The organism is Pontibacter anaerobius, from assembly GCF_026241195.1.
Taxonomy (GTDB): Bacteria; Bacteroidota; Bacteroidia; order Cytophagales; family Hymenobacteraceae; genus Pontibacter; species Pontibacter anaerobius.
Map to the genome: position 1 here is coordinate 619139 of NZ_JAPFQO010000001.1, position 20275 is coordinate 639413.

Annotated in this window: 10 protein-coding genes; 5 read left to right on the top strand and 5 right to left on the bottom strand. The window is 53.0% G+C overall.

The window, feature by feature from the left end; translation table 11 throughout:
- Positions 1–14 precede the first annotated feature (14 nt).
- A complete protein-coding gene (locus OO017_RS02915) occupies positions 15–2648 on the top strand; it encodes a valine--tRNA ligase (RefSeq protein WP_266050932.1) in 2634 nt (877 codons plus the stop codon).
- Between the two features lie 82 nt (positions 2649–2730).
- Here OO017_RS02915 and OO017_RS02920 read toward each other — a convergent pair whose 3' ends face one another.
- Positions 2731–3399 (bottom strand): hypothetical protein, encoded by a 669-nt coding sequence (locus OO017_RS02920; protein WP_266050933.1) that lies wholly within the window; start codon positions 3397–3399, stop codon positions 2731–2733.
- 334 nt (positions 3400–3733) lie between these two features.
- Between OO017_RS02920 and OO017_RS02925 the strand changes: the two genes are divergently transcribed.
- Complete coding sequence (locus OO017_RS02925; RefSeq protein ID WP_266050934.1) at positions 3734–4189, top strand: hypothetical protein; 456 nt, start codon at positions 3734–3736, stop codon at positions 4187–4189.
- Between the two features lie 120 nt (positions 4190–4309).
- On the opposite strand, the gene OO017_RS02930 is transcribed toward OO017_RS02925, so the two are convergent.
- The 3 genes from OO017_RS02930 to OO017_RS02940 form a co-directional block, all read right to left on the bottom strand.
- Positions 4310–7240, bottom strand: a complete 2931-nt coding sequence (locus OO017_RS02930) for a VPS10 domain-containing protein (protein ID WP_266050935.1) — start codon at positions 7238–7240, stop codon at positions 4310–4312.
- Between the two features lie 135 nt (positions 7241–7375).
- Positions 7376–9784 carry a TonB-dependent receptor gene (locus OO017_RS02935; RefSeq protein WP_266050936.1) on the bottom strand — a complete coding sequence of 803 codons (2409 nt, stop codon included), beginning with the start codon at positions 9782–9784 and terminating at the stop codon, positions 7376–7378.
- A 74-nt stretch (positions 9785–9858) separates the two neighbouring features.
- The gene (locus OO017_RS02940) at positions 9859–10416 is read right to left on the bottom strand and encodes a PepSY-associated TM helix domain-containing protein (protein WP_266050937.1); all 558 of its coding nucleotides are present in this window, start codon (positions 10414–10416) and stop codon (positions 9859–9861) included.
- Positions 10417–10602: 186 nt separating this feature from the next.
- Between OO017_RS02940 and OO017_RS02945 the strand changes: the two genes are divergently transcribed.
- The gene (locus OO017_RS02945) at positions 10603–11430 is read left to right on the top strand and encodes a carboxypeptidase-like regulatory domain-containing protein (RefSeq protein WP_266050938.1); all 828 of its coding nucleotides are present in this window, start codon (positions 10603–10605) and stop codon (positions 11428–11430) included.
- Positions 11431–11500: 70 nt separating this feature from the next.
- On the opposite strand, the gene OO017_RS02950 is transcribed toward OO017_RS02945, so the two are convergent.
- Entirely contained in the window at positions 11501–14707 is a 3207-nt protein-coding gene (locus tag OO017_RS02950) for a WD40/YVTN/BNR-like repeat-containing protein (RefSeq protein ID WP_266050939.1), read from the bottom strand.
- Between the two features lie 887 nt (positions 14708–15594).
- Here OO017_RS02950 and OO017_RS02955 point away from each other — a divergent pair.
- Together OO017_RS02955 and OO017_RS02960 are read left to right on the top strand one after the other, a co-directional pair.
- Entirely contained in the window at positions 15595–18561 is a 2967-nt protein-coding gene (locus OO017_RS02955) for a SusC/RagA family TonB-linked outer membrane protein (protein WP_266050940.1), read from the top strand.
- Between the two features lie 23 nt (positions 18562–18584).
- Positions 18585–20060: a RagB/SusD family nutrient uptake outer membrane protein gene (locus tag OO017_RS02960; protein ID WP_266050941.1), complete on the top strand. Its 1476-nt coding sequence runs from the start codon at positions 18585–18587 to the stop codon at positions 20058–20060.
- The last annotated feature ends 215 nt before the right edge of the window (positions 20061–20275 follow it).

Genomic DNA, 20275 nt, shown 5'->3' on the forward strand with positions numbered 1-20275 from the left:
AAATAAAGTAAACGATGTCGATTTCAACGAAATATAACCCCAAGGAAGTAGAGAAGAAGTGGTACGACAGCTGGATGCAGCGTGGCTTCTTCCACTCAGAGCCTAACCCGAACAAAGAGCCTTATACCATCGTGATTCCGCCGCCTAACGTAACGGGTGTGCTGCACATGGGCCATATGCTCAATAACACCATCCAGGATGTACTGATCCGCCGAGCGCGTATGCAGGGCAAAGAGGCTTGCTGGGTACCGGGCACCGACCACGCTTCCATCGCCACAGAGGCGAAAGTAGTGGCTATGCTCAAAGAAAAAGGCATCAACAAAAGCGACCTTACGCGCGAGGAGTTCCTGAAGTATGCCTGGGAGTGGAAAGAGAAGTATGGCGGCATCATTCTGGAGCAGCTGAAAAAGCTAGGCGCTTCCTGCGACTGGGACCGTACCCGTTTCACGATGGAAGACGACCTGAGCGCCGCCGTGATCGAGGTGTTTGTGGACCTGTACCGCAAAGGCCAGATTTACCGTGGCGTGCGCATGGTAAACTGGGATCCGCAAGGCCAGACGGCCCTTTCTGACGAAGAGGTTATCCCCAAAGATACGATGGCCAAGATGTACCACCTGAACTACGAAGTAGTGGCAGACGGTGCAGCTGAGCCTACCTATATCACCGTGGCTACCTCCCGTCCGGAGACGATCATGGCCGACGTGGCCGTGGCCGTTAACCCGAACGACGAGCGCTACAAGCACCTGCACGGCAAATCGGTTCGTATCCCGCTGCTTGGCAAGGAGATTCCGGTTATCCTGGATGAGTACGTAACGATAGAGTTTGGTACGGGAGCGCTTAAAGTAACGCCTGCCCACGACCTGAACGACTACGAGTTAGGCCAGAAGCACAAGCTGCCTACTATCGATATCCTGAACAACGACGGAACCCTGAACGAGTTGGCGCAGCTTTACGTGGGCCAGGACCGTTTTGCCGCACGCCGCAACATTGTAAAAGATCTACAGGAGGCTGGCCTTCTGGTGAAAATAGAGGAGTACGCCTCTGTACTGCAGACATCAGAGCGCACAGGAGCCGTTATCGAGCCGCGCTTGTCTATGCAGTGGTTCTGCAAGATGGACAAGATGGCCCAGCCAGCCCTAGAGGCCGTGATGAATGACGAGATCCGCCTGCATCCGCCGAAATTCAAGAACATGTACCGCTCCTGGATGGAGAACGTGCGCGACTGGTGTGTTTCTCGTCAGTTATGGTGGGGACAGCGCATACCGGCATACTACCTGCCAGACGGTTCTTTTGTAGTAGCTACCTCCGATGAGGAAGCGCTGAAGCTAGCCCGCAAAGAGAGCGGTAACGAGCAGCTGCAAATGGAAGACCTGCGCCAGGATGAGGACGTGCTGGATACCTGGTTCTCGTCGTGGCTGTGGCCAATATCGGTGTTCGATGGCTTTAAAGACCCGGACAACAAGGACATTCTATACTATTACCCGACTAACGACCTGGTAACTGCCCCTGAGATCCTGTTCTTCTGGGTGGCGCGTATGATTATGGCCGGTTTCGAGTTCCGTAACGAGATGCCGTTCAAGAATGTGTACCTGACGGGTATCGTGCGCGATGCGCAGGGCCGTAAAATGTCTAAGTCACTGGGTAACTCACCTGATCCGCTTGATCTGATCGACCAGTACGGTGCCGACGGCGTGCGCGCGGGTATGCTCTTCAGCTCACCGGCTGGCAACGACCTGCTGTTCGATGAGAAACTGGTGGAGCAGGGCCGTAACTTCAGCAACAAGATCTGGAACGCCTTCCGTCTGATCAAAGGATGGGAAGTGGACGAGAGCCTATCATTCCCGAACGAAACGGCCGTGAAGTGGTTTGATTCCCGCTTTAACGAGGCGTTCGTGCAGATCGAGGACCATTTCAGCAAATTCCGTATCTCTGATGCCTTGCTGTCTGTTTACAAGCTGGTGTGGGATGACTTCTGCTCGAACTACCTGGAGATGATCAAGCCAGCCTACCAGCAGCCGATTGACAAGCAGACGATTGATCATACTATCGCATTTCTGGAGAAGGTGCTTAAAGTACTGCATCCGTTCATGCCGTTTATCACCGAGGAGATCTGGCACGATCTGAAGGAGCGCAAGGATAAGGAATACCTGATTGTGTCTGCGTGGCCTAAGAAGGAGAAGTTCGACAAGGCGATTATCGAGAAGATGGAGAACGTGCTGAATGTGGTTGGCTCGATCCGCAACGTGCGTAACTCCAAGAACATACCGAACTCCAAGCAGCTTGACCTTTACATCAAGGTGATGAAGCAGGAAAGCTACGAGCCGTTCCTGGGCATCATCCGCAAGCTGGCAAACCTGAACGAGCTGCAGTTTGTGGAGGAGAGCATTGACGGGGCTATCAGCTTCATTGTGGCCGGCGACGAGTTTTTCATCCCGATGGAAGGCAATATTGACGTTGAAGCCGAGCGCGAGCGCCTGCAGAAGGAGCTGGAGTACACCAAAGGCTTCCTTATTTCTGTAGATAAAAAGCTGAGCAACGAGCGTTTCGTGAGCGGTGCCCCAGAGGCTGTGATCGCCAACGAACGCAAGAAGAAGGCCGATGCAGAGGCAAAAATCAACGCCATTGAGCAAAGCCTGGCTTCGCTGTAAAGTATAAGTATAAACCCAAAAAAGCGGCTGCCCCTTTCCGGAGCAGCCGCTTTTTTTAATTTATACTTTAGCTAAATATGGTTTACTGCACTGGTCCGGTAGAGATTACGCCTTGTGAAGTTTTAAGCATAGGCCTACGGGCGGTTATTTTGTAGCTATCCTCCAGCTCCGTGAAAATGGCTGTCAGGTGCTTTTCAAACTTTCTAGCGTGCCGCAGGCGCTGGCGCTCATCGGAGCCAAACATGCCGCCGCTGGTATATACCCTGTTTACGGCGCCCAGTGTAGGGTGTCCGATATCGTTGCTCAGGGCCAGGATAGCCTGCGTCTGGTTACTCGGGAAGTAGTAGAAGAAGGCATAGAACGGCAACCCGGCCGACACCATGGCCACCGGCACCCCGATCAAACCGATAGCACTCACGGCTACGCCTGCGGCACGCTCGCCGGCGTTAGTGTACTGCACATGCTCCACCCGCAGGAGCATAGAGCTTTCATCCCGGCACTCGGTCAGCTTAAAGGCATGCGGCTGTGTGTTGTACCGCATCATGTAATCCTCCAGCGTGTTCTCAAACTGCTCCTGAAACTCTGTCGGCACATCATCGGCAAAAACAAGGCAAACACCCAGTTGCTCTATTCTTTTTCCGTCCTGCAGCGAGAGGCGGCGGGCAGGGGTGCACTGCGCGAAAAGCAGCAGGCAAAGTGGAAGGAACACCTGCCAGCGCGGCAGGCCAGATTTCTTGTAAAGTTGTTTCATAGGTTTGGATTTTTAGCGCAATATAAGAGGATCAGACAGAGCGCAAAACATCTTTCGAGCTTAATTTTATACTTGTACCCTATGTTGTGCTGCGCTTCAAGTATATACTTCCCTGCTTTGTGTCCGGTGCCAGTAGCGTTTGTTGTAGTACCGCTCAACCCACTGCGGTAGGAGGGAGAAAGCTATACGTTGCAGTTCGTTGTTGCTGCTTGCCTTTTGCCGCACAAAGCAGGCAGCGGGAGATGGATAGTACAAATATATAAAGCTATGCAACCATCGGGTATACTTTGGGGCTCTTCTTATTGCAGACACTAACCCTAAAAGCCCTTACCGTATGATGAACTACCTACTCTCCCTGCTGATAATACTGCTTGCCATGACCCAATGCCAGCGAGATGAGACGCTGCCCACCCCACAGGGAGGAGGGTTGGGAGAAGCCTTTGTGCTTGAACAGGGGGAGCGAATCAAAATAACCGGTGGCGAGACAAACCTGATGGAGATGGAGGTGGAGGAAGTAGCTGACTCGCGCTGCCCGGAGGATGTGGTATGCGTGTGGTACGGCAATGCGGTGGCAAAGCTAAAAATCTACAGTAACAGCGGAAATAGCCAGGCGTTGACCTTTTGCATCGGAGATTGCCGTCCTGCGCCTTTCCAAAGCAAGCATACATTAATAACTGAAGTAGGCGGGAAGAAGTATGAGATAACCCTATTGGAAGTAATACCTTTTCCTAACACAAAGCAAAAGACAGAAAACAAACAGGTGAAGCTACTGGTGAATAAAGCCAACTAAGCTCTCTGCACATACTACATCCATACATAATGTGGGGAAGTCAAAGTACAAAGGAACCTGCAAAAAGGAGTAACAAAAAAGGCAGCCCAAGTGGCTGCCTTTTTTGTCGGACGTACTTAGTTAACTTCTGCTTCGGCGCTCAGGGGCTTTGATTACCAGCTCCTGGGTTTTGGTCGCACCCGAGGCGGTTGTTACTTCTATCATATACTTACCTGGTTGCAGGTAGATCACTCCGTCTTTGGCGGGCGCTACTTTGGCAGCTTCCTCGTCATCCTTCTTCTTGCTGTTCAACTCTGCCTCGTAGGCCTTTGCCTTGTCAGCGTCTACAGACAGGTCGTAGGTCACGTAGTTGAGGCCGCGCTCACTCTGGTCCTGCAGCTCCTGCACCACTTCGCCCTTTTCGGTTTTAATGCGGATGGTGGTAGTGCCTGCTGCCGAAGTATAGAATGGGATCGTCAGCTCCGGTTTGCTCACCTCACCCCAGGTATACCGCTTCTCTCCCCAACCGCTATTGTAGTTCATGGGCTTTATGGCGTACATGTGCAGCGGCTGGTTCAGCACCTCCGGCGTCAGGCTTTGCAGGTGCTCCACGTTGGCTACAAAGATGGATCGGCCATGGGTGGCTACCACCAGGTCATTTTCGCGCGGGTGCACTTTTAAGTCGTGCACGGCCACGGCTGGCATGCCGTTGCTCATGGCCATAAAGGTCTTGCCTTTGTCCAGGGAGAAGTATAAGCCGTGATCAGTACCTACGTACAGCAGGTTCGGGTTCTTCGGGTCTTCTTTTACCACATTGATGGCTTCCATTGGCAGGTTAGTGCCGATGCGCTCCCACTTTTTGCCGTTGTCCTCGCTCACGTACAAGTATGGTGTAAAATCATCGTAGCGGTAACCGTTGAGGGAAGTATAAACTCTGTCCTGCTTATGTGCCGAAGCCACCACCGTAGACACCCACAAATTCTGCGGCAGCTTGTCCGAAACGCGCGTCCAGGTATACCCTCCGTCTTTTGAATGTTGGATCACCCCGTCATCAGAACCGGTATAAAGCAAGCCAAAGCGCAGCGGCGACTCATCTATACTTGTCAGGGTGCCGTAGCCTACATCGCCTTTGCGGCCGCCGTTGGTCAAGTCACCAGACAAGGTTTCCATGTCCTCGCCCTTTTTCATAGAGCGGTGGAATTTGTTCGAGCCAAAGTATAAAATGTCCTGGTTGTGGCGGCTCAGGTGGATAGGGGATTCCCAGTTGAAGCGCAGCGGTGTTTCACCCAAGTTGTGTGTTGGCTTAATGAACGTACGCTCGCCGGTTGCTTTGTTCAGGCGGGTGTAGTTGCCGTACTGCGAGCCATAGTACACGATGTTGTTGTCGCGCCAGTCTACCTGCACCATCATGCCGTCGCCACCGCCGATGCGCTCGTACGGGTACTTGCCGCGGCTTGTCCAGTCGAGGCTATACTTGTAGTTGCTCGGGCCAACCCAGGTGCCGTTGTCCTGCAAGCCGCCATACACGTTGTACGGCTTGGCCATATCTACTTCGATGGAGTAGAACTGCCCCACGGCAGGGTTGTTGGCATAAAACCAGGTCTTGCCATCGTCATAGCTGATGTTAATGCCACCGTCGTTGCCGTTGATGAGGTAACCCGGCTTGTCTGGGCTCACCCACAGCGCCTGGTGGTCGGAGTGTACGTTGTCGCCCTCAATGTTGCGGAAGGTCTTGCCGCCATCATCGGAAGTTAGCAACGGTACGCCAAGTATGTAGATTTTGTCCGGGTTATGCGGCGCCACGCGTACCACTCCAAAGTAGTAACCGTAGCTGGAGTACATATCGTTGATGAAGCTGTCATGTGTCTTTTTCCAGGTTTTGCCGCCATCGTCGGTGCGGTATACTTCAGCGCCTTTCACCTCAGTGGCATAACGCTCGGCTGTCGGGTCGGTCAGGTAATCGTACAGGGCAGCTGGTTTTAACTCGCCGCTTTTAACCTGTGCCTTTATACTTTTAGCCGTGTACTCTTTCGGGAATCTGTTCTGGTCCAGGAATGCGTTCAGGCTCTTGTCATCCAGCTTCAGGAACTCCTCCGCTGTCATGCCTTTAAACAGGTCGTTGTCCAGCATCTCCGGCTGGTCATCTTTCTTTTCTGCCGGACGACGGTCATAGTTATCGACCAAAGCATATAGGATATTCGGGTTTCCCGGGAACAGGCTTAGGCCGATACGCCCTACGTTCTCGTTGTCCGGGAAGCCGCTGCCGCTGGTGCTGATGTCGGTCCAGGTGTTGCCGCCGTCTGTTGATTTATGAATGCCCGACGACTTACCGCCTTCCACAAAATTCCAGGCGCGGCGCTCACGGTGCCAGAAGGCAGCATACACGTTGTCCGGGTTCTTCGGGTCTACCTGCAGGTCGATGGCGCCGGTGTTGTCATCCACGTACAGGGTCTTCTTCCAGGTTTTGCCACCATCGGTAGTCTTATAAATGCCGCGCTCCTTGTTTGGAGAGTATAAATGGCCAAGCGCCGCTACCCAAACGGTGTTCGGATCGGTAGGGTGCACGATAATCCTGCCGATGTGGTGCGTATCATCGAGGCCCATGTGCTGCCAGGTTTTGCCGCCATCCGTGCTTTTATAGACACCCACACCGGAGTAAGAGGAACGGCTGGAGTTGCTCTCACCGGTACCAATCCAGATTGTTTCGTTGTTGTTCCAGTCTACGGCAATGTCACCGATCGTCATCACGGCCTGCTCATCAAAGAGCGGCTCAAACGATTGCCCGTTGTTCGTAGTCTTCCAGAGTCCGCCGGAGGCGTAGGCAGCGTAGAAAATGGTAGGGTCTTGGGGAGATACCTCAATATCGGTGATACGGCCGCTCATCATGGTAGGGCCGATGTTACGGAGCTTCAGGTTGCCTGCAAGCGAAGCCTGTTCTAGTTGCTGGCGTGCCTGTAACGCCTGGAGCCGTTCTGTGGCGGGTGTGGCCTTGGGCTGGCTGCCTTTCTTCTGGGCCACTGCACAGCCGGAGAGGGCCATCAGCAACGCCACCGAAAGTATACGTTTCTGCATATTAGGGTTGATAAGGTAGATAATTCGTGTTTTAGTTCTTAAAGCTAAGGATTTGAAGGGGATTTCGGAAAGGGTAGGAGCAGCTTGGTAAGTTATATGCTGTTATACTTAGGGTTTAACACTTCCTGGCCTGCTCTAAAACTTTCCGCGCAGCGTAAGCACCACATTCCTGCCCGGCGCACTAATACCTGAGGCAAAAACACGATAATACCTGTCGGTGATGTTCTCCAGGGCCGCCTGGAACTGCAGGTTTGGTGTGATCTGGAAGGCGGTGCGCAGGTTCAGGGTATGCCAGGCAGGCATGCCGTCCGGCGTAGCATACTTTAAGTTATCTTCTCCGCTAGGGCTGTATTCCTCCAGTGATTTCACTCCATTATATAGCACAAAAAACTCCGTACGCAGGCGCTTTAGCTGCAGGTTTATACTTGTGCGGCCAAATAGCGGTGGCACATGGTCAAGCGGGGTTTCTCCTTCAGCTCCCTGCACACGGCCGTAAGTATAATTTAAGGAGGAGCTGAGGCTGAGGGAGTTGGTGATATCGGCTTGCAGGCTGGCGCTGTACCCGTAAAGGTAGGCCTTGCCCGCATTTACGTTGGCTGTTACCTGGCTCAGATCTCCGTTGTAAAGTATGGAATCCTGGCCGTTCAGGCTGAAGGGCTGCACGGTGATGGCATCCCGGAGCCAGGTGCGGTAGCCGGTTACCTCCAGGTGCAGGCGCTCTGCTATACTTTTGGCAGCACTCACTTCCAGGTTGTAGGTATATTCCGGCCCAAGCGCAGGGTTCGGCACGATGACGTTGCCGGGAGTGGAGTCGAACACTTTGCTCAGGTCGTCCACGTTTGGGGCGCGGAAGCCGGAGGAGCCAAGTATGGCAAAGCGCCAGCCGTTGCCCGGCAGCAGTACCGCCCCCAGGTTCCCGGATATAGCATGGTGCCGCTGCTGCACATCGTCCTGCAGAAACGGGAAGTATGTTTTGTCCTTAAAGCGCGCATCCAGCCCCACATAAGTATAGCGCAGGCCCTGGGTTAGCACCAGCCAGGGCTTCGCCTCCCAGGAGTTGGTGAGGTAGGCCGCCACACTATGCATGCTGGAGCCGCCATCCGGGTAACGGCTACTCTGGGTCCTACGCTCGCCGCTGGCAATGTCCTCTTCGTCTGCCTCCGACTGCACATCATTATAGGTTGCCTCCAGGCCATATTGCAGGCGGTGCGCGCGCAGCTTTTTAGAGAAATCAGCATTGAGGCTGTGCACCCATACCTGCTCCGTCTGGTGCGACAGCCAATTCTTGCCAAAGCGGCGGTTATGGCGGCTCTCTTCCAGTCGCTGCACCGCGGCAACGGCTCGCGCCTCGTCGTACAATTTTGTAGGGGCGGTGTGGGCAAAAGTATAGGATGCCAGTAAACGCTCCTGCGGTCCATAGTACCAGCTGGCATACTTCAGTTTGTCATCGGCAAGCTCAGTGAGGCGGTCGTAACGCGGCACATCGGTGCTGGTGCTCAGCTGCAGGTTTAACGTATGGCTGTGGCTGGCAGATGGCTGAAAACGTATTTTCTGCAGCACATCGTACTGGGTGTAGCCGGTGGGGCGCTGGATGTCCGGGTTCGGGTTCAGGAGCATGGTATCGCGGCCGGCAGTGGTGGTACCTGCATAGTAATTCCGGATGCCAAGGTTGCCATAGGCGCTTTTGCGGTTGCTGCCCTGGCGCAGGTTGCCAAAATCCGAGACGGTTATACTTGTCAGGCTGGCCCAATTCCGGCGGCCGTAATTCAGCTGCACATGAGCCGCCTTCTCGTCAGGGGCGGAGGCATAACGGGTAAAGGCGCTGCCGCTTACAGTACGCTTCTCGCCCTCGGGTGCCAGTTGCGGCTGCAACGTATGGAAGTGCATGACACCGCCAAGGGCATCAGAGCCATAAATAACGGAGCTGGGGCCGAAAATCACCTCGGTGCGCTCCAGCATGCTATTATCCAGAGTAATGACATTCTGCAAATGCCCGCCACGGTAAATCGCGTTGTTCATCCTAACACCATCCACTACCAAAAGCACCTTGTTGGCCTCAAAACCGCGTAAAATAGGGCTTCCGCCACCCATCTGGCTCTTTTGCACCAGCACCTTGCCGGTTTGCTGCAACACCTCGGCCATGGTAGGCTGACTCATGAAGCTCAGCTCGCGCTGGCTAAGCACCTCCACCTGCTGGGGCACATACTTCCGCTCCTGCGCAAACCTCCCTGCCGATACCACTACCTCCTGCAGGCTGTGGCTTTGCTGCGTTAGCACCACCTCGTGCAGTTGCGCTTTCAACTGGGCAGTGGTTATACTTTTAGACTGATACCCGATGTAGTTGAACAGGAGCAAGGAGGCGGGTGGGAGCGCTGCAGGCAGGGCAGCCTCTCCTTTTGCATCCGTCTGAATGGTTGTGCTTCCCGTCTTGATCGTAACCCCCGGCAGTGGCTCCATCGTGGTTTTGTCGCGCACTATTATTTGTTGGGCCAGGCTGGCTGAGACTGTCAGCAAAAAGAGTGTCAGGGTCAGGAGGGATTTCATGCTAGTGTAAAATATTCAAAATAAAGCTTATGATTTCAGCTTAAATAAATGTTTTAGTTAAGTTGATTTTGGGGCTATTGCTTGAGATTCCTGATCTGCTTCGGGAAAAACCACAGGCTGAGCCCCGTTAAGGTGAGCACCAGCAGGCCTATCCCCAGTACGTTCATGCTGATGAGTTTAAACCCGTCGCTGATGATGGAACCGTCGTGCAGGTGCTCGATCCAATCAGAGTGGCGGCGGGCCACCGACAGTACTTTGCCCGTACTCCCATCCAGCTGCACTTCCCAATACCCGTCCGCGAAAAGTACCTTCACGATGCCTTTATCCGGCCGCGCCTCCAACCTGTCTATCGGGTTGTCATTTATACTTTGGGCAGAGTCGAGGGCAATGGTGGCGATACGGGCCATCTGGTAAAGCGGAACCCACTGGTTCAGATCAGTTGTGACGCCTTTCTGGGTGGGGGGCTGCAGCAGGTCCACATCCTTTTTCCAGCCCAGCAATAAACCCGTCAGGCTGCTGATGAGCAGGAACAGGGCCAGCCCAACCCCAAGATAGCGGTGGTACACCCGGTAACTGCGAAGCCGGCTGGTAAGGCGACTTATCTTTTCTTTTGCTTGCTGTGTCGTAACCAAGTGTTTGCTCTTCAGTTGTTTTGTTGGGTTAGGAATCTCAATATCTCACGAATAGGGCAAATTTCCAATCATAAATAGAGTTATAACAGTAGTTTGCGCCTTGGCACGGGAAATTCCGTCAGCCTGCAACCCTTTCAGCCGACTAGGGCTCTTACCAGTAAAGTCACACTTAAACCTAGCTGCACTATGAGCAAACACATTTTCACTCTCTTACTGGCGCTCCTGGCCTTCGGAGCAGAGGCACAAAGTATAAAGCTACAGGGCAGGGTGCTGGAGCAAGTAAGCGGTAAGGGGTTGCCTTACGTCAATATCGGTATCCGGAACAAGAACCTTGGCACGGCCTCGGATGAGCAGGGGAAGTTTATACTTTCATTTCCTCAATCGCTGCAGCATGACACAATTACCTTCTCTGCCGTGGGGTATGAGGAGGTGTCGGTGCCGGTGCAGGAACTTAGCCAGAGACAACCGCTGGAGGTAAAGCTTCTGGAAAAGGTGAACATGCTGCAGGAAGTAGTGGTGCAGAGCCGAAATCTTAAAACCCGCAAGCTGGGTGTTACTGGCCGCTTACCCGTGGTATGGGGCAACCCTGAGCACCACGAAGGGAAAGACGTGTATGAGTTCGCCAACTTTATTGCGGTAAAAGGCAGGGCAACAGAGCTGCTTTCAGCGCATTTCTACCTGACAAGCCAAAAGCTGGACTCAGCCCTTTTTCGTATTAACCTCTATAAAAACAATAATGGACTGCCCGGCGAGCGGCTAGTGGAGAAAAGCATTGTGCAGCGGCTAACGACCAAGGATGGATGGATAAGTATAAACCTGCAGCCCTACGGGATTTACACCGGCGATGATTTTTTCCTGGGCATAGAGTACCTGCCTGGCGATGGAGTGGATAAGTATGCCATCTCGTTGGGTGGTAAGCTTGGCGGTAGCAGCTACTCCCGGAAGTCGAGCCTGGGCGCTTGGGAGAAGTTTGTCGGGGCAAGTCTGAGTGGGTATGTAACGGTGCGGCAGTAAGTCTGGAAGTATAAAAAAATCCCCGGCCATACTTCTGGCCGGGGATTTTCTGTTTGGATAAAGTATAAACCTAGTCTTGCGAAGAAGATGTTGCGGCTCCGGCTTTCTCCTTTTCATCCTTTTTCTTTACGCTGATGAAATCTACGTTCTTCTGTTGGATGAGCTTGTTCAGAGCCGGGATATCCTGCTCCTTCACTTGCTTCAGTTGGCTCAGTTGCTCATCAATCTGCGCGGTTACCTCTTTCTTAAAGCTATAGGCCTGATCGGTTGGGCGGTAGTCGCCGGTGCTCACCTGGCCCACCAGGTTCGCCAGCTTGTTGTTCAGGCGGATCGGGAAATTGAGAGGGTCCTGGCCGCTGCGGTTCTTGGTCTGGTACAGTGCTTCCTCAATCTTCGTGATCTTCTTCTCAATGTTATTTGCCTCATCTACAATGTCTTTGTAGCCATCGTTGCCCTTCAGGTTGCCGTTCAGTGTCTTGATCTGGCCGCGCATGGTGCGGATGTCCTTGATGGCATCATGGGTCTCCGTCAGCTTGTCGCGTACTTCCATCAGGAACGTGAACTGGGCCTGTAAATCCTCGGCAGAAGCTTTGCTGCGTGGGTCCTGAAGTATGGCAAAATCGGTTTCCTGGCTTTCTTTGTTTACGGTCAGTCTTGCTTTATACTTGCCGGGTATAGCTTTCGGGCCTTGCGTGCCGCCTCCCCAGATAATCATGCCATCAAACTTGGTGGCCTCCGGGTAGCGCATGTCCCACACAAAGCGGTTCAGGCCTTTCTTCAGCTCCAGTTTCTCTTTCTTCTCCTTGGCGTTGCTGGCGTAGCTGCGGATCAGCTTGCCGTTGGCATCCATAAACTCCAGGGTAACCGTGGTGGCAGAATCCGGCTGCTGCGGCAGGTAATAGTGCACCATCACGCCGCCCGGGTGGTTCTCGCCGGCTGTCTTGGAGTTGCCCCTGCTGCTTCCGTCCATTTTATAGGCGTCCATCGGCTTGTATAGGTGAAACTTGCTGCTGGCTATACTTTGGTTCATGGTATGCAGCGGCGTAATGTCATCAATCAGCCAGAAACCACGACCTTGCGTGGAGGCAATCAGGTTGTCATTCTTAATAGTAAGGTCCGTGATTGGCACGATCGGCATGTTGAGCTGGAGCGGCTGCCAGCTGTCGCCGTCGTTAAACGATACATGCATGCCGTACTCGGTACCGGCATACAACAGCCCCGGTCGCTTCTGGTCTGCGCGCAGCACACGGGTAAAGTGGTGCGCCGGTATGCCGTCCGTAATCTTTGTCCAGGTTTTGCCGTAGTCGGTGGTCTTGTACAAGTATGGCCTGAAGTCGCCGGATTTATACATGGTGGCAGCCACGTAGGCACCGCCCGCTATACTTGGGTGCGCGTCGATGCTGTTCACCATGATCCACTCCGGCATGTTCTTCGGCGTTACGTTTGTCCAGCTCTTGCCACCATCCTTGGTTACGTGCACAAGTCCGTCATCAGAACCCGCCCAAATGACGCCCGGCTGTACTTTAGACTCGTTTATGGCGAAGATGGTGCCGTAGTACTCCACACTGGTGTTGTCCTTTGTGATCGGGCCACCAGATGGACCCAGCTTGGTCGAGTCGTTGCGAGTCAGGTCAGGGGAGATGGTTTCCCAGGTCTGGCCCTCGTTGTAGGTAACGTGCACATGGTTGGAGGTGGTATAAAGTTTCTTCGGATCGTTCGGGGAGAACAGAATCGGGAAGTTCCACTGGAATCTATACTTCATGCCTTCCGCGCCGTGTCCCATCGGGTTATCCGGCCATACATTGATCACGCGCTCCTGGCCTGAGCTGTGGTCTACCCTCGAGAGGAAGCCGCCATAGTTGCCTCCGTACACAATTTCAGGGTTTGTTGGATCCGCAGCCAGGTGCGCGCTTTCGGCGCCAGCCGTGCTTTCCCAGTCATCTTCCGTAATGGCATAGCCGCCGGAGCGGTGTGCGATGCGAACGGTGGAGTTATCCTGCTGCGCACCATAGATGCGGTAAGGGAAATGGTTGTCTGTGGTGACACGGTAGAACTGTGCCGTGTTCTGGTTATGGTAGGTGCTCCAGTTCATGCCGCCATCCGTGGTGACCTGGGCACCCCCGTCGTCAGCCATAATCATGCGCGATGGGTTCTCCGGGGCTATCCAGAGGTCGTGGTGGTCGCCGTGTGGGGCATTATTGCTCTCAAAAGTACGGCCTCCATCCTTGGAGCGATGGTAGGATACGTTCAGTACATACACCACATCCTCGTCTTTCGGGTCGGCATACACGCGGGTATAGTACCAGGCGCGCTGGCGCAGGTTGCGGTCATCGTTTACTTTCTGCCAGGTAAGGCCGCTGTCGTCGGAGCGGAAAAGGCCACCTTCCTCCGCTTCCACCATCGCATACACACGCTCCGATTTCACCGGAGACACGGCTACGCCGATGATGCCCAGCGTGCCCTTTGGCAGGCCTTTGTTGCCGGAAATCTCTTTCCAGTTATCGCCGCCATCGGTGCTTTTCCAGATGCCGGAGCCAGGGCCGCCGGAAGAGAGGCTGTATGGCGTGCGGCGTACGTTCCAGGTGGTGGCGTAAAGTATACGCGGGTTATTAGGGTCGATGATCAGGTCAACGGCGCCAGCATCTTTGTTGGCGAACAGCGTGCGCTTCCAGGTTTTGCCGCCGTCTGTACTTTTGTACACGCCGCGCTCCTCGCTAGGCTTATAGAGATCGCCCATGGCAGCTACGTATACTATATCTGGGTTCTGAGGGTGTACACGGATGCGGCCAATGTGGCGGGAGTCCTTCAGACCAATGTGCTGCCAGTTCTTACCCGCATCTTCTGATTTCCAAACCCCGAAGCCCGACGAAACGTTACCGCGCACCGTCTGCTCGCCCTCTCCCACATAAATAACGTTAGGGTCGGATTCGCTTACGGCCATAGCGCCAATGGAGCCTCCAAAGGTACCGTCAGATATACTTTCCCAGCTAGCGCCGCCATCCGTGGTGCGCCACACGCCACCGCCTGTAGCGCCAAAATAGTATAGGTTCGGCTTGCCCGGCACACCCACAGCTGTGCCTGAGCGGCCTCCGCGGTATGGACCGATAGAACGCCAGGTCAGGCCATCGTATAGTTTCGGGTCCACGGCGGTAGTAGCGGATTTCTTTCGCTTGGATCGCTGCTTCTGTGCCTCCGCCGGCTGTCCTGCCAGCAGCAAGGCCAGTGAGCCAGCCAACAGCAGGCGCGGTGAGAGTGCAGCGCGTAGAGCTGATGTCATATCTTATTAAATTTTGGTTAATAAAGGTTTAGATTATACTTGTATTGGTACAGGTGTGGTAAGCTTTTGTAAAGTAAAAGGGTGTTATAACTATAGAAAGTTATGAGTTAGCGATAATATCTGTCTATTGCAAATGTCTTTATATAATTTTTTTGTTCCGACTTCGGGGCTAACAGGTTGGGGTGGTGGGAGAGGAGGTGTTTTGATAGATGTGTAGCGATACAGCTGATATAATGATAGAGCCAGGGCTAAGAAAGGGAGGTAACCTATGCAATAGTAAACGGGTGCAGGGTCGTGGTTTATGGAAACAACTTCTTTTAAATTTGCTAAAAGGTTGTTTATGTGTGCATTGCTTGTGAAAATTTATTTGCCATAATATTGTTTTCTTTAAAAATAAGAAATATACTTACAGCGATAAGCTTAAGTAAATGGGTGATGCCTAACGATTAAGCACAGAAAACTTATACCTGGGTGTGGCATGAAGCTTCATGCTGCAGCGTTAATATGCAACTATTCCATTGTTGTGGTTAACTGCTTGTTTATGAGTTTGAATCCGCTTTTCGGGTTCCGTTTGGTTTATTGCCGTTTTCTCTGGTCTGTTTGCCTGTAAGATGTATGAAGTGCATCTGGCCATAGCCGGAGTCTTTCTTTGCCCCTTAAAATAACCCGCACTGGTTGAGCCTGCTATACTTCTTTTAAGTATGCCTGCCACAGCCCAACCCTAATCTGGAACTCCTTCTTTGTAATCCTCTTGGTGAGGCTTTAATTGCATTTAGCCAATAATGCATTCATGGCGAAGCTATGCTATGTGTGATACGGTTAATTGTACTTTGCCTTGTCGCCTGCGGAGGAAATTATACTTTACACAACAAGCGATCGAGTTATTTATGAAGCACCTATTACTTATCTTTTTCTTAACACTGAGCGTGCCGTCCGCCTTAAGTGCCTTCGCACAAGGACGCACAGTAACAGGGGTGGTGACATCTGAAGCAGATGGATCACCATTGCCCGGAGTGAGTGTCTTATTGAAAGGAACCACAACCGGCGTTACAACCGGCCTGGACGGTAACTATCAGCTAACAGTGCCTGTACAGGGAGGCACTCTTGTCTTCCGTTATATAGGTTTCCAGATCAGGGAGGTTGAAATTGGAAGCCAGAGCACCATTAACGTCAGCCTTGCATCAGACGAAAAGCTACTGAAAGAGGTAGTGGTGACAGGGTATGGCGAACAGGACCGTAAAACGCTGACCAGCGCACAGACATCTGTGAGTTCTGAGGAGATTGCAAACCTGCCTGCGGCCAGCAGCGACCAGCTTTTGCAGGGGCGTGCTGCCGGTGTGCAGGTAGCCTCCAACACAGGTACGCCCGGCGGCGGCGTGTTTGTGCGCGTGCGCGGCTCATCCTCTATCAATGGCTCCAGCGACCCGCTATATGTCGTAGACGGCGTTCCTATCCAGGCCAACAATTTGTCGGGGATAGACTTGGGAGGAGGCACAACCAGCCCTATTGCTGATATAAACCCTGCAGACATTGAGTCGATGGAAATACTGAAGGATGCCTCGGCTACTGCTATTTATGGTGCCCGTGCCGCTAACGGTGTCGTGCTCATCACCACCAAGCGCGGCAGCAGCGGGAAAGCGAAAGTAAGCCTGGGCATGTATACGGGCATCCAAAACGCCCCGCGCCTGCCCGATGTAGTGGATGGCCCCACCTATGAGAGGCTGATGAATGAGGCCTTTATCAACAACGGCAAAGCGCCAAAGTATGCTAACCCCGACGGTGCCATCTCTACGGACTGGGCAGACGCCGTTTTTAGAACCGGAAAAATCAGCAACTATGATCTGTCGGTAAGCGGCGGCACAGACAAGGTGCACTACCTGGTATCGGCAAATCACTTTAACCAGGAGGGGGTGATGATCGGCTCTGACTTTAAGCGTAACACCGCCCGTGTTAACCTGGATTTCTATCCTGTAGATAAGTTGAAGGTGGGGACGAGCATCCTGTACTCCCGCAATGAGCGCAACCGGTTAAGAAACGATGATAATATCTCAGGTGCCATGCCCGGTACCTTCGCCTTCCCGGCTAACCTGCCATACTACAAGCCGGACGGCTCTTACACGAAGTTCAGTATCTTCGAGAACCCTATTGCGGCGGTAAAAGAAAGCGACATACAGATGAGCACGAACCGCTTTCTGGGTAGTGTGTTCGCTGAGTACGAAATCACTAACGGCCTTCGGCTGCGGTCCAGCTTTAGCCTGGATAACAGTACAGTGCTGGAGGATCTGTACGACAACACCTTGCTGAACAACGGGGCGGGCACAAACGGCTTTGGCCTGTCGCTGGCCACCCAGAATGATAACTGGATACAGGAGAACGTGCTAAGCTATGAGTTCGCCAGAAACGAGCACTCGTTTAATGTGCTGCTCGGCACTACGCTGCAGGAGTCGGCCTTTTCTATGACACAGGCGGTAGGGGAGCAGTTCCCGAGCAACGACTTCCGGAAAATCACCTCGGCGGCGGTGCAGCGCTCCAGTTCCAACGCCTCTAGCTGGGGCATTGCCTCGTTTTTTACCCGTATCGGCTACGACTATAAGGATAAGTACCTGGCAACGATCAATGTTCGCCGTGATGCTTCTTCCAGGTTTGGTGCCGATAACCGCTGGGGAACTTTCCCGTCCGTCGCGTTGGGTTGGGTAGTATCAGAGGAGGCCTTCTTTGAGCCTATGCCGGATTTTGTTGGTGATGTTAAGATCAGGGCCAGCTACGGCATTACTGGTAACCAGAGCGGCATTTCAGATTTCCAGGCTTTAGGCCTGTGGGGCGGCTCATCTGCCTACGCCGATATTCCGGGTGTGAGCCCGGTGCAATTAGCTAACCCAGACCTGAAGTGGGAGACAACCGCGCAAACAGATATCGGACTGGATCTGGGCCTGTTTAACAACCGGGTTAATATCATCGCGGATTACTATGTAAAGAAGACCTCAGACCTGCTACTGGCCGTGCCGCTGCCCCGGACATCAGGTTTTAACTCGCTGGTGCAGAACTATGGTGCTCTCGAGAACAAGGGGTTTGAGCTGGCTGTGATCGCGGATGTGATTAAATCGGAAGACTTTACCTGGAATGCCAACTTCAACATTGCCTCTAACAAGAATAAGGTAACCAAGCTGGCGGCTCCTTTTAATGTGTATAACCGCGACCTTTTCCGTTATGAGGAGGGATATCCGCTGTACTCGTTTTACTTCCATGAGCAAACCGGCGTAGACCCCGCAACCGGCGACATTCAGTTCGCAGACGTGGACGGAGACGGTGAGTTCGACCCGAACGTGGACCGCAAGATAGTGGGAGACGCCAACCCGGATTTCTTCGGAGGTTTTACGAACACGCTGAACTACAAAGCTTTCGATCTTTCGTTTTTCCTGCAATACTCTTACGGCAACGACCAGCTGAACTGGAACCGCTTTTTTAGCGAGCACGGCGGGGTGCGGGACTTCAACTTTATGAAAAGCCAGCTGGACCGGTGGCAGAAACCCGGCGATGTGACTATGGTGCCGAAAATGACCGCCGCCAACTATGCAGGTAACCTTAGGCCTTCACGCTTTCTGGAGGACGGCTCTTACATGCGTCTGAAAAACATCTCCCTTGGGTACACGCTGCCGCAGGCGCTGGTGAGTAAAGTAGGCATCTCCAGGGCAAGGGTATATATCACTGGGCAGAATGTGTTCACGGTTACAAAGTATACAGGCCTGGATCCGGAGTTAACGGGCATCGGGGATAACCCCCTGGCACAGGGCATAGAGTTTTACAGCTTGCCGCAGCCAAGGGTGTTTATGGGTGGTTTTAATCTGAGCTTTTAGTCCTAAACAATGTTTTTATGCAGATGAATATATATAGACGATTTATAGAGGCCGCAGAAAAGCTGAAAAGGAAGACGGCTAAAGAAAATTATACTTTGAGGTTGGCTTACCTGGCCGGGGTGCTGTGTCTAGCGGGAGCCATGAGTTCCTGCGAGGTGCTGGACCAGGAACCACAGGCTGAGGTGTCAGAAGATATTGCTATCTCCAATAAAAAAGGGGCGCAGGCCGCCTTGGCTGGCCTTTACGACCAATTACAAAGTGGTAACTACTATGGTAGCAACCTACTGATTATGGGGGATATTTCTTCGGATGTCGCGCAAAGTATAGGCACCTGGGATTTTTACCGGGAAATGGATACCTACCTGATCGATAAGAGTAACCTGGAAACCGGCAACTTCTGGACAAGGGCTTATAGAGCGATAAATGTGGCGAACAATATCATAGAGCAAGTGCCACCGCTCGCTGATATCACGGAGGAGGAGAAAAACAAAATTATTGGGCAGGCATACCTGGTAAGAGGGTTGGCTTATTTTGACCTTACTAAGGTGTTTGGTGGCGTTCCTGGTGTGGTAGGTACTTTGGGCGTCCCGATCATTACGAAGCCATCCAGAAAAGTAGATGAGTCCTTCTTTCCGTCCAGGGCATCGTTGGAAGAATCGTACGGGCAGGTGGAGTCTGATTTGCTGACCGCGCTGGAGATGTTGCCGGAGGCGCATCAGACTGACCTGCTTACCAGGTCTCAGGCGGTGAAAGGAACAGCGCGCGCTTTGCTGTCCAGGCTGTATTTATACTTAGGCAAACCAGAGCAGGCCATCACATATGCCGACGCCATAATTGCGGACCCAAAGTATAGCCTTGTCGCCAGCTTCGCGAACATCTTCTCGAGTAAGTTTACCACGGAGGCTATCTTTGAGCTCAACTTCAACAGTGCAGATCAGAGCGGGATAAACAACTGGTACTATCCTTCGTCGCTGGGAGGGCGCGGCGATATAATGGCCCACACCAGCTTCTACGAAGAGGCAACGGCAGACCCGAATGACGTACGGGGAAAGATGTTCGGCTACTACCAGAGCAAGGATGTTCACTACCCCACCAAGTATGGCAAGACCAGCGCCATCGATAACATCCAGATCATTAGGCTGGGTGAAGTATACCTAAATCGGGCAGAGGCAAGAGCCAAAACTGGCGATGTAGATGGTGCGCTTGCTGATTTGAACACTATAAGACAAAGGGCTGGCATTGCGCCAATTGAGGGGCTAACCGATGCGCAGGAAGCATTGCGGGCCATCTGGCATGAGCGGAAGCTGGAGCTGGCATTCGAGGGGCACAGCTTTTTTGACCTGGTGCGCACCGGGCAGGCCCTGAATGAGCTGACCGGGATTCCGCGCACCAACGGCCCCGATGTAAACCTGGCTGACCCTGCCAGGCAGGTATTCCCTATCCCGGCCTTCGATATGGATGCGAATAAGAACCTGGTGCAGAACGAGGCTTACAAATAGAGCCACTCCCTCGTTGGCGAATGTGCCACACAAGTAATGACTGTTTAGCCTGTAGATGGCTACATAAAATAAGGTGAGTAGATTAGAATGCGGTAAAGCGGTGCAGGGTACTCCTGCACCCTTTGCTGTTTTGGGGCTGTTTCACCCTAAAAGGTGCTTCTGTGCTACTGGTAAAATATAAAACGCTAAAAAGAGAAACGAAAGGAAAATGCTGT

Bases quoted from the DNA above. Each gene is read 5' to 3' on its own strand.
- OO017_RS02930 (WP_266050935.1), bottom strand. From the start codon at position 7,240: ATGCAGAAACGTATACTTTCGGTGGCGTTGCTGATGGCCCTCTCCGGC.
- OO017_RS02935 (WP_266050936.1), bottom strand. From the start codon at position 9,784: ATGAAATCCCTCCTGACCCTGACACTCTTTTTGCTGACAGTCTCAGCC.
- OO017_RS02950 (WP_266050939.1), bottom strand. From the start codon at position 14,707: ATGACATCAGCTCTACGCGCTGCACTCTCACCGCGCCTGCTGTTGGCT.
- OO017_RS02960 (WP_266050941.1), top strand. From the start codon at position 18,585: ATGAATATATATAGACGATTTATAGAGGCCGCAGAAAAGCTGAAAAGG.
- OO017_RS02945 (WP_266050938.1), top strand. From the start codon at position 10,603: ATGAGCAAACACATTTTCACTCTCTTACTGGCGCTCCTGGCCTTCGGA.
- OO017_RS02925 (WP_266050934.1), top strand. From the start codon at position 3,734: ATGATGAACTACCTACTCTCCCTGCTGATAATACTGCTTGCCATGACC.
- OO017_RS02915 (WP_266050932.1), top strand. From the start codon at position 15: ATGTCGATTTCAACGAAATATAACCCCAAGGAAGTAGAGAAGAAGTGG.
- OO017_RS02955 (WP_266050940.1), top strand. From the start codon at position 15,595: ATGAAGCACCTATTACTTATCTTTTTCTTAACACTGAGCGTGCCGTCC.
- OO017_RS02920 (WP_266050933.1), bottom strand. From the start codon at position 3,399: ATGAAACAACTTTACAAGAAATCTGGCCTGCCGCGCTGGCAGGTGTTC.